Origin of the sequence: Pseudomonas guariconensis, assembly GCF_024127895.1 — a bacterium.
Taxonomy (GTDB): domain Bacteria; phylum Pseudomonadota; class Gammaproteobacteria; order Pseudomonadales; family Pseudomonadaceae; genus Aquipseudomonas; species Aquipseudomonas guariconensis_B.
This window is the reverse complement of record NZ_JAMYBK010000001.1, coordinates 79,022-92,895: the sequence shown is the minus strand read 5'-3', so window position 1 is coordinate 92,895 and position 13,874 is coordinate 79,022. Positions and strand designations below refer to the sequence as shown.

Genomic DNA, 13,874 nt, shown 5'->3' with positions numbered 1-13,874 from the left:
CTCTTACTCCTCTGCCCCGGCAGCTGGTTGCATACTCGACTCCACACCATTGGTAGTGGCCAGATCCTTGCTGCCTGCTTCTTCGTGGCTCGGGCGACCGCGGTTCATACCCTCGTACTTGTCGACGATGATCTGGAACTGGTCAGCCGATGCCTCGCTGTACAGCGTGACTGGGTTGTTTTCGCTAGGTTTGGCCAAGGCTTCGTATTCAGCCTTATCCAGCTTCTTCGGCGATTGCTTGACTTCGTCGATCCAGGCCTGGAAATCGGCCTCGGAAGTCGCAATGGCCTTGAACTTCATGCCGGTGAAGCCGGCGCCGCTGTAGTTTGCGGAAATACCGTCGAACTCGCCGTTCTCGTTGGCGATCAGGTGCAGCTTGGTGGTCATGCCGGCCATGGCGTAGATCTGGCCGCCCAGGCCTGGGATGAAGAAGGAGTTCATCACGGCGTCGGACGTGACGCGGAAGTTGACCGGGGTGTTGGCCGGGAAGACGATCTTGTTGACCGTGGCGATGCCCTGCTCCGGATAGATGAACAGCCATTTCCAGTCCAGTGCGACCACGTCGATCTGCACCGGCTTCACGTCGGAGTCCAGCGGGCGATAGGGGTCGAGGGAGTGGGTGGTCTTGTAGGTGACGATACCCAGGGCGATGATGATCAGGATCGGGATGATCCACACCGCGGCTTCGATCTTGGTCGAGTGCGACCAGTCGGGAGTGTAGGTGGCGGACTTGTTGGAAGCACGGTACTTCCAGGCGAAGACCAGGGTCATGATGATGACGGGCACGACGACCAGCATCATCAGGCCGAAGGCGATCAGGATCAGGTTCTTCTGCTCAATGCCCACCTGGCCCTTCGGATCGAGAAGGGTCCAGTTGCACCCACTGAGTAAAAGCATGCCTAAAAAGGGCAAAATGCCAAACAGTCTGGGGTAACGCTTTTTACTCATCTCACGACCTCTAGATCAGCTTGCTTCAATGCAATTTGTGTTTTGGTCGCCAACACTTCGTCCTGCCAAGCGTCAGCATTTCGGGCTCGAATTCGCTCATGCCTGTGGTCCGACTGCAGGACCTGGCGTCGAGCGTGTTTACGGTGCTTATGGTTTCGTAGGCTAACGGCCTGTACTTCAGACCAAGTCCATTTGGTGCGGGAAAACGCGGAGGGAGGTCCGCCCGGTATCGCCGTTGGGCGAAACTTGTCGAAGTCAGCAAAAGGAGCCTCGGCTTCCTTCAATCCTGCGACTCGCAAGCAGTGCCGAACGGAAATTGGGGGCGATTGTAGATAGGTCGCCCCCCCTTGACTATGACTTATTGAGCAACAGTCTTTTACAGGATACGTAACAATACGGATCAAAAAATCAACTTCGCGACAGTTTGTCGCACCCGGGTTGATAGCCCTGAAACCCGCATCGCGCAAGGCTTCTTTATTGATCTGGATCAACCGGGAGGCGAGTTTCGGTTGTTGTCTCGCCCTGCAAAAGACCCGCCTCGAAGCGGGACTTTTGTCTAAGCCCGACGCCGGTTCCGGTAGATGCCCAGCGGCACCAGGATGGCGGTGAGGATGAAGGCCAACAGTGCCCATTGGGCCAGGGACAGCCCCAGGATCGGCGGGTAGGGCGTGGTGCAGAAACCATCGACCTGGAACGCCAGCGGCCAGACCCGCGCCAGGGGCAGGTCGTCGACGATCGGCTGCAGGGTATCGATGCCGCAACTGACTGCCGGGTTGGCGAGTATATACACATGGTTGCCGGCCGCAACGATTCCGCCGATCGCACTGAGCACCACCAGGCCTTCGAAGAAGGTCAGGCTGCGCCGTCCAGGCATGGCGGCGGCGATGAAGGCGAACACGGCGATCAGCAGCAGCGCATAGCGTTGCAGGATACACAACGGGCAAGGCGCCTCGCCGAGGACCACCTGCATGTAGAGCGCGCCACCGATCAGGGAGAGGCAGATCACCCCCAGCAGCACCAGGAAGCGCCGTTCGCGATTCAGGCGCAATGTTTGTTCGTTCATGACCGGTTCCTTCGATGGATAGTGGCAGCGCCTGCACGCCTGCCAGGGCTGCAGTCTACACGTGCGTCGAGGAAACGGCGTGATAGCACTGCGCGGGGCTATCCGGAGACGACTTCAGACCAGGCGCAACGACGTCGGTTCAACGTCGACCGCCAAAATGCGGCAACCCGGATGCCGGACAGGCGCAAGCCCCTCGACACCCGGGAGTGAAGGATACAGTGATTAAAGGAGGATTAAAGATGAAAATTGGCGCAGCCCGATTCATCTCTCCTTATATAGATAGAAAGGGTAGGCCCAATCGCTGGCAAGCCAGCCCCCGTACGGCAATGTCACGTACGCTTCGTCTCGATTACCCACGTCCGGGAGCACAGTGCACGAGAGCTGGCTTGCCAGCGATTGGGATGACACGACGAGCCGGTCGGTCAGACGTTAGTGGAGCCGCTTCGCGGCCCATCGCCGGCAAGCCGGCTCCCACAGGGTCTTGTGCATGACACACGATATGTGGAGCACCACAGACCTCCTGTGGGAACCGGCTTGCCGGCGATGGGCTGCAAAGCAGCCCCAATGCCACTAGACCGACTGGCGTTGCCCCGCTACCGCCTCATCACTCCAGCGCCGCCGCCGGCCCGAAGAACTCGTAGCGGCTCTGCTGTTCCGGTACGCCCAGGCCCTTGAGCTGGCGCTTGACCGCCGCCATGAAGCCTTTCGGGCCGAGGAAGTAGGCATCCACGTCGCGCTCGCGCGGCAGCCACTCGCCCAGCAGGTCCTGGCTCAGCAGGCCCACCGCGTCGACGTCGCCCTTGCCATCGTCCTCGGCGTAGCAGTAGAAGCGCTTGAGCTGCGGGTGGCGCGCGGCCAGGCCATCGATCCAGTCACGGAAGGCATGCACCGCGCCGTTGCGCGCGCAATGGATGAAATGCACCGGACGCTGGGTCTGCAGCGCCGCCTGGAGCATCGCCAGGGTCGGGGTGATGCCCACGCCACCGCTGATCAGCACCAGCGGCTTGTCGCTGGCGGCCAGGGTGAAGTCACCCGATGGCGGGAACAGCTGCAGGGTCTGGCCGACCATGAGTTGGTCATGCAGGTAGTTGGACACCTTGCCGCCAGCCTCGCGCTTGACGCTGATGCGGTATTGCTCGCCATCGCACAGGGCCGAGAGGGAATAGTTGCGGCGCTGCTCGACGCCATCGATGAACAACTGCAGGCCGATGTACTGGCCCGGTTCGGCCTTGAGTACCGGCTTGCCATCCACCGGGGCGAAGTAGAACGAAACGATCTCGCTGCTCTCCTGCTCGCGGCGCACCAGGCGGAATTCGCGGGTACCGCGCCAGCCACCCTCGGCCTCTTCCTTCTGTTTATAGAGATTCTCCTCGGCGCCGATGAGGATATCGGCCAGCTGGCCATAGGCCGCGGCCCAGGCGTCGATGACCTGCGGGGTGGCGATGTCCTTGCCCAGCACTTCCTCGATGGCGCGCAGCAGGCAGCTGCCGACGATCGGGTAGTGCTCGGGGAGAATCTGCAGGGCGACGTGCTTGTTGATGATCTGCCCCACCAAGCCGCCGAGCTGCTCCAACTGGTCGATGTGGCGGGCATACATGAGCACGCCGTTGGCCAGGGCACGCGGCTGGTCGCCGCTGGCCTGGTGGGCCTGGTTGAACAGCGGACGCACCTCGGGGTACTCGCTGAGCATCATCTTGTAGAAGTGGGTGGTCAGCGCCTCGCCACCGCTTTCGAGCAGCGGGACGGTGGCCTTGATGATTGCACGTTGTTCGGCAGTGAGCATTTGCAACGACTCCTGAGCCTGTGGCTTCAATTTGACTGCCCTGGCTATATCAGCAATCGTGCCAACTCTGCGGGCCAATGAATTCGGGGCTTTGACAGGTAGAGAGTCAAAACGACCGCATTCCCTGTATAGTCATATCGACCAACAGGAGTCCTTATGACCGCAAAGCCTCTGCTCACCACCCTGCTGCCCCTGGTCAGCGACCTGTCCCGCGACCTGCCCGACCAGGAGCGCTACCGCCGCTTGCTGCAGGCCATGCGCGGGCTACTGCCGTGCGACGCCGCCGCGCTGCTGCGCCTGGATGGCGAATGGCTGGTGCCGCTGGCGGTCGATGGGTTGTCGGCCGACACCCTCGGCCGACGCTTCCGGGTCAGCGAGCACCCGCGCTTCCAGATCCTGCTCAGCCGCACCGAGCCGACCCGTTTCGCCAGCGACAGCGACCTGCCCGATCCCTATGACGGCCTGGTCAATGCCCCTCACGCCGACCTCGAAGTGCATGACTGCATGGGCTGCCCGCTGATGGTCGATGAACGTCCCTGGGGCCTGGTCACCCTCGATGCCCTCACCCCCGGGCAATTCCAGAGCCTCGAGCTGGATGCCCTGCAGGCCTTCGCCAGCCTGGCCGCGGCCACCGTCACGGTGGCCGAGCGCATCGAGGACCTGGCCCTGCGCGCCGAGGACGAGCACCAGCGTGCCGAGGTCTACCGCCAGGCCAGCAGCCAGGCCAAGGAGTTGATTGGCCAGAGCAAGGCGCACAAGCGCCTGCTGGAGGAAATCCGCCTGGTCGGTGGCAGCGACCTGACCGTGCTGATCACCGGAGAGACCGGGGTCGGCAAGGAGCTGGTGGCCCAGGCCCTGCACCAGGCCAGCGCCCGTGCCGACAAGCCGCTGATCAGCCTCAACTGTGCCGCCCTGCCCGATACCTTGGTCGAGAGCGAGTTGTTCGGCCATGTTCGCGGCGCCTTCACCGGCGCCCATGGCGAGCGCCGTGGCAAGTTCGAGCTGGCCAACGGCGGTACCCTGTTCCTCGACGAGGTGGGGGAACTGCCCCTGACCGTGCAGGCCAAGCTGTTGCGCGTGCTGCAGAGCGGCCAGTTGCAGCGCCTGGGTTCGGACCGCGAACACCGAGTGGACGTACGCCTGATCGCCGCGACCAACCGCGACCTGGCCGAGGAAGTGCGCAACGGCCGCTACCGCGCTGACTTCTACCATCGCCTGAGCGTGTATCCCTTGCATGTCCCGCCGCTGCGCGAGCGCGGCCGCGATGTGCTGCTGATCGCCGGCTATTTCCTCGAACAGAACCGTTCGCGCCTGGGCCTGAACAGCCTGCGCCTGAGCAGCGAGGCCCAGGCCGCGCTGCTGGCCTACGACTGGCCAGGCAACGTGCGCGAACTGGAGCACCTGATCGGCCGCTCGGCGCTCAAGGCCCTCGGTCAGCACTCAGAGCGCCCGCGTATCCTCACGCTGGAGGCCGGCGACCTGGACCTGCGCAGTGTCCTGCCCGCCAGCAGCGAACCTGCCCCCGCGCCCATGCCGATAGGCAGCCTGCCCGAGGGCGGCCTGCGCGAGGCGGTGGATGACTACCAGCGCCGGTTGATCGAAGCGTGCCTGGAGCGCCACCAGGACAATTGGGCCTCCGCCGCCCGCGAGCTGGGGCTGGACCGCGCCAACCTCAGCCGATTGGCCAAGCGCCTGGGGTTGCGCTGAAGCCATTCGGGGCCGCACAGCGGCCCCGGCGAGCTAAAGCCTGGTGCCGGTATGCCGATAACCCGGCATCCACCTCTATTCCTGACAAACCCGAAGGTTGCCCATGGCCACGCAAAATGCCCGCGCGGACTCGTTGTCCCTGCTGCTGTTCACCCTGCGCAGCGGCAAGCTGATGGCAATCAACCTGCTCAAGGTCAGCGAGATCATCCCCTGCCCGCCGCTGACCAAGCTGCCCGAGTCGCACCCCCACGTGAAGGGCGTGGCCACCCTGCGTGGCAACTCGCTGTCGGTGATCGACCTGTCTCGCGCCATCGGCGAACGCCCCCTGGCCGACCCCGACGGCGGCTGCCTGATCGTCACCGAGATCAGCCGCTCGCGCCAGGGCCTGCATGTCCAGGCCGTGAGCCGCATCGTCCATTGCCTGAGCACGGACATCAAGCCGCCGCCCTATGGCTCGGGCAACCGCTCGTTCATCACCGGCGTGACCCGGGTCGACAACACCCTGGTGCAGGTGCTGGACATCGAAAAGGTCATCCACGCCATCGCGCCACCCGAAGCCGAGCCACACCCCGGCGAACTGAGCGAGGAGGACGCTAGCCTGCTGGCGGCAGCCAACATCCTGGTGGTCGACGACAGCCAAGTGGCCCTACAGCAGTCGGTGCATACCCTGCGCAACCTGGGCATCGAGTGCCATACCGCACGCAGCGCCAAGGACGCCATCAACGTTCTGCTGGAACTGCAAGGCACCGAGCGGGAGATCAATATCGTCGTCTCCGACATCGAGATGTCCGAGATGGACGGCTACGCCTTCACCCGCACCCTGCGCGAGACACCGGATTTCCAGCACCTGTACGTCCTGCTGCACACCTCGCTGGACAGCACCATGAGCGCCGAAAAGGCCAGGTTGGCCGGGGCCAACGCCATCCTCACCAAGTTCTCCTCGCCGGAGCTGACCGATTGCCTGGTGCTGGCGGCAAGGGCGGTGGTGTTCGCCGAACACTGATATATCCAGCGACAAACTCCCTGGCTTGATGCAGGGGAGGACTCGGGCATAATTCGCGCTTCTCGGTTGTTCTTTGCCGGTACCGTGTATGAAATTTCCCAGTTACCTCCTGCTTGCCTGTACCCTGTTCAGCACCGCCGCCCTGGCCTCCAGCAGCCAGGCCTGGAACGAGCAGCGCCAGCAGATGCTCAAGAGCTGCCTGGCCGCCAGCCAGTTCAAGGATGCCCACGCCCGTGGCAAGCCCGTCGAGTTCGACGACCAGGTCGGCTACAGCGCCCTGCTGATCGAAGGCGTCTACCCACAGAAGCACATGCAACAACGCACGGGCACCGAGCTGTGCCTGTACGACCGCCAGCGCAAGCAGGCCGTCGTCAGCGAGTGGAATCCGGGCGCCTACTAGTGGACCAGCACATCCGTTTCGCCTGTACCGGCTGTGGCAAGTGCTGCACCGGCCACCATGTACCGCTGACCCTGGCCGAGTCCCGCCAATGGGCGGCAGCCGGTGGCCAGGTGGTGGTGCTGATCGAGGCTTTCGTTACCGACGGCCCCGGCATGCCCAGCGAGCAGCGCGAACACGTGCTGCGCCGCTCCTACCCGGTCGCCTGCGGCACTACCGAGATGCGCGTCTCGGTGACCTTCGCAGCCTTCAACCCAGGGCGCTGCCGCAACCTGGACGCCAACGACCTGTGCACCATCTACGAGACGCGCCCATTGGTGTGCCGCATCTACCCGGCGGAGATCAACCCGCACCTGCCCTTGCGCCCGGAAAACAAGGACTGCCCGCCCGAGGCGTGGAAACAAGGCCCCGCGCTGATCCATGGCAACCTGCCGGTCGACCCACAACTGATGGCGTTGATCGAAGCCTCGCGCCAGGCCGACCGTGACGACATCGCCGCCAAGGTTGTCATCTGCCAGGCCCTGGGCATGACCACCAGCGCACTCAAGGGCAATGGGTTCACGGCCTGGCTGCCGGACATGGGGGCGTTTGCCTCGACGCTGGAACAGGAGCCAAGCGACCAGGGCGCCACCTGGGCCTTGCATGTGCAGGACCCGGCCCTGGTCGAACAACTGCACGGCCGTGGTCTGCGCACCATTGGCGAAGCGCCGCTGTACTACGCCTTCATCGGGTTTTGAGGCGGGCTCGCCTACTCAGTAGTCGGTGCTGGTCTTTTCGCGGGCAAGCACGCTCCAACATGGCCCCTGCAATCCTTATCATGCGGGACCGACACGACCCCAAGCGGCGCTTGTCATCCTGGGGCTGCTTTGCAGACCCAGATGCAGAGCATGGCCCACAACGAAACACTCACTGACAACGCCGCCAGAACTCATCCGCCAGACGCCGCAGGTCCTGGGCCAGGTCAGCCACGTCGCTGGCGCTGCTGTGGCTGCGCTGGCCAACGTCGACGGTCGCCTCGCTGGCCTGGCGGATGATGACGATGTTGCGGTTGATGCTCTCGCTGACCCGGCTCTGCTGCTCCACCGCCGCCGCGATCTGCAGGCTCATCTCGTTGATCTGGTTGACCCGTGCACTGATGCTGTCCAGCGCACCACTGGCCAGTTGCGCCTGCTCGACACTGTGCCCGGCATGGGCGCTGCTCTGCTGCATCACCTGCACCGCGGCGCGGGCGCCCTCCTGCAAGGTGGCGATCATGCGCTGGATCTGGTGGGTCGACTGCGCCGTGCGCTGGGCCAGGCCGCGCACCTCGTCGGCGACCACGGCGAAGCCTCGCCCCTGGTCGCCAGCCCGGGCCGCCTCGATCGCAGCATTGAGCGCCAGCAGATTGGTCTGCTCGGCAATGCCACGGATCACATCGAGTACCCCCGAAATTTCGCTGCTGTGGTTTTCCAGTTGCCGCACCACCTCGCTGGCCTCCACCAGCGAGCCGGCCAGGTCCTGTATGGCGCAGCGATTGCGGTCGACCAGCTGGTGACCGGACTGGGTCTCGCCCTCGGCCTGGTCGGCGGCCATGGAGGCCAGCTGCGCGCTGCTGGCCACCTGGGCCACGCTGGCGCTCATCTGGTGGATCGCGGTGGCCACCTGGTCGGCTTCGTCCTGTTGTTCCAGGCTGTTGGCATGGCTGGCCTGCAAAGCATCCACCAAGGCACCGGAATGCCCGGCCAGGCGCGCCGAGGTATCGCCGATGCGCCCCACCACCGCGCCCAGCTGGGCCTTGAGCATGCGCATGGCGAACTCGATCTGGCCAACGCCGTCGCGCCGCCCGGTATACAACTGCTGGCTCAGCGGATTGTCGGCGATCGCCAGGGCCTGCCTGCGCAGGCGTTCGAACGGGCGCAGCAACATCAGGATCAACGCGCTGCTAAGGCCCGCAGCCAGCACGACCTCCAACAGCGTCGGCAACCAGGGTGCCCCCTGCCACCACTGCCCCGCCCCAAGCACCAGCGCCACGATCGCCGCCACCCCGAACGACAGGCGCATGCCCAGGCCCAACACCGGCAAGCGCTCGCACCAGTGCCTGCGCCCCTCGCGCAAGCGCGCGTAGCAGCGCTCGGCCGCGGCCACCTGCTCGACGCTGGGCCGGGTGCGCACCGACTGGTACTCGATGGTCTTGCCGCCACTGCTGATCGGCGAGACGAAGGCGCTGACCCAATAATGATCGCCGTTCTTGCAGCGATTCTTCACCAGCCCCATCCACGAGCGCCCTCCTTTGAGTGCCTGCCACATCTGTTCGAACGCCTGGCTCGGCATGTCTGGGTGCCGCACGATATGGTGCGCATTGCCCAGCAATTCGTCGCGGGTGAAACCGCTGATACGCACGAAATCGTCGTTGGCATAGGTGATCAGGCTGTCCAGGTCGGTGGTGGACAGGATGTTGGCATCGCCGGGGTAATCCACTTGGCGACCGGTAACAGGCATATTGCACTTCATCGGAGGCACTCGTTCTTGTTGGGAAAATCGGCAGGGCATACGACTTTAGGCACAAATCCCGATGAAACATTGATCCACGGCAGCATCTTGGCAATTGGCCATCAATGAGCCGAAACTGACAGCCCTGTCAGCCTGGCGTCACGCTGCCGACCCGATCCAGGCGCTATAAGCTTGATCAGGACAGAACCGCTTCCCCATCCTTCGGCTACGGTGCCCGACCCGATGCGACCTCCATCCCGATCCCTCGTCCTCGCCGCCCTGGCACTTCTCATCCTGGCGGCCCTGGGCGGGTGGCTGAGCCAACGCCAGGAGGCGCCCAGCGTGCGCGCGCAGAACGCCATTCCGGTGCGGGTGGTCAGCGTCGCCCGGCAGGACGTACCACGCTACACCAGCGCCATCGGCTCGGTGCTGTCGCTGCACAGCGTCGAGGTACGCCCGCAGGTCGAAGGCGTACTGACCCGGGTGCTGGTCAAGGAAGGGCAATGGGTCAAGCAGGGCGACCTGCTCGCCACCCTCGACGACCGGGCGATCCGCGCCAGCCTCGACCAGGCCCGCGCCCAACTGGGCCAGAGCCAGGCACAACTGCAGGTCGCCGGTGTGGACCTCAAGCGCTACCGCCTGCTCAGCAGCGACGACGGCGTGTCCAAGCAGACCCTCGACCAGCAGCAGGCGCTGGTCAACCAGTTGCAGGCCACGGTCAAGGGCAACCAAGCCGCCATCGCCAACGCCGAGGTGCAGCTGTCGTACACGCAGGTCCGTTCGCCGGTGACCGGCCGGGTCGGCATCCGCAATGTCGACCCGGGCAACCTGGTGCGCACCAGCGATACCCGCAGCCTGTTCAGCGTCACCCAGATCGACCCGATCGCCGTGGAGTTCGCCCTGCCCCAGCAGATGCTGCCGACCTTGCAGAGCCTGCTGAACGCACCGACCCCGGCGCTGGTGCAAGCCTACCTGGATGCCGACGGCGAGAGCCGCCTGCTCGGCGAAGGTCACCTGGCCCTGATCGACAACCAGGTATCGGCCAACACCGGCACCGTGCGGGTCAAGGCCGAGTTCGACAACAAGGACGGCCATCTGTGGCCCGGCCAACTGGTGACCGTCAAGCTGCGCACCGCGGTGGAGCAAAGTGCCCTGGTGGTTCCACCGCCCGTGGTGCAGCGCGGCATCGACGGCCATTTCGTCTACCGCCTGGACGGTGACAAGGTGACCAGCGTGCCGGTCAAGGTGCTGTACCAGGACAGCACCCTGAACATCGTCGCCGGTGTCGAGCCGGGTGACCGCCTGGTGCTCGACGGGCAGTCGCGGCTCAAGCCCGGCGCCCAGGTCGAGGTCACTCCCGAAGCGCCCGCCCCAGCGGAAATGGCCGACCGCCGGAGCCAGCCATGAACACCCGCAATGGCCTGTCGGCCTGGTGCATCGACCACCCGGTGGCGACCCTGTTGCTGACCTTCGCCTTGGTCCTGCTCGGTGTCATCGCCTTCCCGCGCCTGCCCGTGGCGCCCCTGCCGGAGGCCGACTTCCCGACCATCCAGGTCACCGCCCAGTTGCCCGGCGCCAGCCCCGAGACCATGGCCTCCTCGGTGGCCACGCCGCTGGAGGTGCAGTTCAGCGCCATTCCCGGCATGACCCAGATGACCAGCAGCAGCGCCCTGGGCTCGACCACGCTGATCCTGCAGTTCAGCCTGGACAAGAGCATCGACACCGCCGCCCAGGAAGTCCAGGCGGCGATCAACACCGCCACCGCACGGCTGCCCCGGGACCTGCCCAACCCGCCCACCTGGCGCAAGGTCAACCCGGCCGACAGCCCGGTGCTGGTGCTCACCGTCAGTTCCGCGCAGATGCCTGGCAACGAACTGAGCGACTACGCCGAGACCCTGCTCGCCCGCCAACTGAGCCAGATCGACGGCGTCGGCCTGATCAACATCACCGGCCAGCTGCGCCCGGCTATCCGCGTCCAGGCCCAGCCAGAAAAACTCGCCGCCATCGGCCTGACCCTGGCCGACCTGCGCCAGGCGATCCAGCAGACCAGCCTGAACCTGGCCAAGGGCGCCCTGTACGGCGAACACAGCGTCTCGACCCTCGCCGCCAACGACCAGTTGTTCCACGCCGAGGACTACGCCCAGTTGATCGTCTCCTACCGCGACGGCGCACCGGTGCACCTGCGCGACGTGGCCAAGGTGATCCAGGGCGCCGAGAACGCCTACGTCAGGGCCTGGTCCGGCGAGCGCCCGGGGCTGAACCTGGTGATCTTCCGCCAGCCGGGGGCGAACATCGTCGATACCGTCGACCGGGTGATGGCCGCCCTGCCCAAGCTGCAGGAAATGCTCCCGGCCTCGGTCGAGGTGTCGGTGCTCAACGACCGCACCCAGACCATCCGCGCCTCGCTGCACGAGGTAGAGCTGACCCTGATGATCGCCGTGGCCCTGGTGATCGGGGTGATGGCGCTGTTCCTGCGCCAATGGTCGGCCACCCTGGTGGTCTCCAGCGTGCTCGGCGTGTCGCTGATCGCCAGTTGCGCCCTGATGTACGTGTTCGGCTTCAGCCTGAACAACCTCACCCTGGTGGCCATCGTCATCGCCGTGGGCTTCGTGGTGGACGATGCCATCGTCGTGGTGGAGAACATCCACCGCCACCTGGAGGCCGGCGACGACAGCCGTACCGCGGCGCTCAAGGGCGCCGGCGAGATCGGCTTCACCGTGGTGTCGATCAGCTTCTCGCTGATCGCCGCGTTCATCCCGCTGCTGTTCATGGGCGGAGTGGTCGGCCGGCTGTTCAAGGAATTCGCCCTGACCGCCACCGCCACCATCCTGATCTCGGTGGTGGTGTCACTGACCCTGGCACCGACCCTCTGCGCCCTGTTCATGCGCCGCCCGCCGGCACACCAGCATGGCGGCCTCGGCCAGCGCCTGGTGCGCTGGTACGAGAAAGGCCTGGACCATGCCCTGGCCCACCAGCGCCTGACCCTCGGTGTGTTCGGCCTGACCCTGGCGCTGGCAGTGGCCGGCTACGTGGCCATCCCCAAGGGCTTCTTCCCGCTGCAAGACACCGGTTTCATCCTCGGCACCACCGAGGCGGCGGCGGACGTGTCGTACCCCTCGATGATCGAGAAGCACCAAGCCCTGGCGAAGATCATCGAGGCAGACCCTGCAGTACGCGCCTTCTCCCACGCCGTCGGCGTGACCGGCAGCAACCAGACCATCGCCAACGGCCGCTTCTGGATCGCCCTCAAGCCACGCGGCGAACGCGACGTCTCGGCCAGCGAGCTGATCGACCGGCTACGCCCCAAGCTTGCCCAGGTGCCGGGGATCGTCCTGTACATGCGCGCTGGCCAGGACATCAACCTCAGCTCCGGGCCTTCGCGTACCCAGTACCAGTACGTGCTCAAGAGCAACGACGGCGTCGCCCTGAACCTCTGGACCCAGCGCCTGACCGACCGCCTGCGCGAGATCCCGGCGCTGCGCGATCTGTCCAACGACCTGCAGTTGGGCGCCAGCGTCACCCGTATCGACATCGACCGCCAGGCCGCGGCACGCTTCGGCCTGACCACCGCCGACGTCGACCAGGCGCTGTACGATGCCTTCGGCCAGCGGCAGATCAGCGAATTCCAGACCGAGACCAACCAGTACAAGGTGATCCTCGAACTCGACGCCCGCCAGCGTGGCAAGGCCGAGAGCCTGAATTACTTCTACCTGCGCTCGCCATTGACCGGCGAGATGGTGCCGCTGTCGGCGGTGGCGCATGTCGCCGCGCCGAGCACCGGGCCGTTGTCGATCAGCCACGACGGCCTGTTCCCGGCGGCCAACCTGTCGTTCAACCTGGCACCGGGCGTGGCCCTGGGCGACGCGGTGAAGATCCTCGAGCGCACCCAGCGCGAACTGGGCATGCCCGACTCGATCGTCGGCAACTTCCAGGGCGCGGCACAGGCGTTCCAGAGCTCACTGTCGAGCCAGCCATGGTTGATTCTGGCCGCGCTGGTGGCGGTGTACATCATCCTCGGCGTGCTCTACGAGAGCTTCGTCCATCCGCTGACCATCATTTCCACCCTGCCCTCGGCGGGCCTCGGCGCACTGATCCTGCTCTGGGCCATGGGCCAGGACTTCAGCATCATGGGGCTGATCGGCGTGGTGCTGCTGATCGGCATCGTCAAGAAGAACGGCATCCTGCTCATCGACTTCGCCCTGGATGCCCAGCGCCGCCAGGGGCTGACACCGGAGCAGGCGATCCACCAGGCGTGCCTGACGCGCTTCCGGCCGATCATCATGACCACCCTGGCAGCCCTGCTCGGCGCGCTGCCGCTGATGTTCGGCTTCGGCGCCGGCGCCGAGCTGCGCCAGCCCCTGGGGATCGCCGTGGTGGGCGGGCTGCTGGTCAGCCAGGCCCTGACGCTGTTCACCACCCCGGTCATATACTTGGCCCTGGAGCGTCTGTTCCACCGCCGCCAGGCCGCCAAGGCCGTCGCGCCCAGTGCCAGTTGAGACAAGAC

At 65.3% G+C, this 13,874-nt stretch carries 10 protein-coding genes and 1 pseudogene; 6 read left to right on the top strand and 5 right to left on the bottom strand.

Translation table 11 applies throughout. The features are described from left to right. Positions 1–3 precede the first annotated feature (3 nt). The 3 genes from cyoA to hmpA all read right to left on the bottom strand — a co-directional run bounded on the left by cyoA (position 4) and on the right by hmpA (position 3,794). The gene (gene cyoA, locus NJF35_RS00430; RefSeq protein WP_225788580.1) at positions 4–948 is read right to left on the bottom strand and encodes a ubiquinol oxidase subunit II; all 945 of its coding nucleotides are present in this window, start codon (positions 946–948) and stop codon (positions 4–6) included. Between the two features lie 556 nt (positions 949–1,504). Beyond that, positions 1,505–2,011, bottom strand: coding sequence for a disulfide bond formation protein B (locus NJF35_RS00425; protein WP_225788579.1), 507 nt, complete (start codon positions 2,009–2,011; stop codon positions 1,505–1,507). 604 nt (positions 2,012–2,615) lie between these two features. Beyond that, positions 2,616–3,794 carry an NO-inducible flavohemoprotein gene (gene hmpA / locus NJF35_RS00420; RefSeq protein WP_225788578.1) on the bottom strand — a complete coding sequence of 393 codons (1,179 nt, stop codon included), beginning with the start codon at positions 3,792–3,794 and terminating at the stop codon, positions 2,616–2,618. 156 nt (positions 3,795–3,950) lie between these two features. On the opposite strand from hmpA, the gene norR reads away from it, so the two are divergent. The 4 genes from norR (at position 3,951) to NJF35_RS00400 (ending at position 7,638) form a co-directional block, all read left to right on the top strand. Continuing rightward, positions 3,951–5,501 (top strand): nitric oxide reductase transcriptional regulator NorR, encoded by a 1,551-nt coding sequence (gene norR, locus NJF35_RS00415; RefSeq protein WP_225788577.1) that lies wholly within the window; start codon positions 3,951–3,953, stop codon positions 5,499–5,501. A gap of 103 nt (positions 5,502–5,604) precedes the next feature. Then, positions 5,605–6,504, top strand: coding sequence for a chemotaxis protein (locus tag NJF35_RS00410; RefSeq protein ID WP_225788576.1), 900 nt, complete (start codon positions 5,605–5,607; stop codon positions 6,502–6,504). An 88-nt stretch (positions 6,505–6,592) separates the two neighbouring features. After that, positions 6,593–6,904 (top strand): hypothetical protein, encoded by a 312-nt coding sequence (locus tag NJF35_RS00405; RefSeq protein WP_225788575.1) that lies wholly within the window; start codon positions 6,593–6,595, stop codon positions 6,902–6,904. After that, a complete protein-coding gene (locus NJF35_RS00400; RefSeq protein WP_253090568.1) occupies positions 6,904–7,638 on the top strand; it encodes a YkgJ family cysteine cluster protein in 735 nt (244 codons plus the stop codon). The genes NJF35_RS00405 and NJF35_RS00400 overlap by 1 nt, the downstream gene beginning before the upstream one ends. A 169-nt stretch (positions 7,639–7,807) precedes the next feature. Here NJF35_RS00400 and NJF35_RS00395 read toward each other — a convergent pair whose 3' ends face one another. Continuing rightward, positions 7,808–8,911 (bottom strand): methyl-accepting chemotaxis protein, encoded by a 1,104-nt coding sequence (locus tag NJF35_RS00395; RefSeq protein ID WP_410046054.1) that lies wholly within the window; start codon positions 8,909–8,911, stop codon positions 7,808–7,810. A 198-nt stretch (positions 8,912–9,109) separates the two neighbouring features. After that, positions 9,110–9,379, bottom strand: a pseudogene (locus tag NJF35_RS24775) (PAS domain-containing protein); the annotation flags it as partial. A gap of 234 nt (positions 9,380–9,613) precedes the next feature. Here NJF35_RS24775 and NJF35_RS00390 point away from each other — a divergent pair. Both NJF35_RS00390 and NJF35_RS00385 read left to right on the top strand, forming a co-directional pair. Next, on the top strand, positions 9,614–10,777 hold the full coding sequence (locus tag NJF35_RS00390; protein WP_225788572.1) for an efflux RND transporter periplasmic adaptor subunit: 1,164 nt from the start codon (positions 9,614–9,616) through the stop codon (positions 10,775–10,777). Beyond that, positions 10,774–13,866: a multidrug efflux RND transporter permease subunit gene (locus NJF35_RS00385; protein ID WP_225788571.1), complete on the top strand. Its 3,093-nt coding sequence runs from the start codon at positions 10,774–10,776 to the stop codon at positions 13,864–13,866. Before NJF35_RS00390 ends, NJF35_RS00385 begins: the two co-directional genes overlap by 4 nt. The last annotated feature ends 8 nt before the right edge of the window (positions 13,867–13,874 follow it).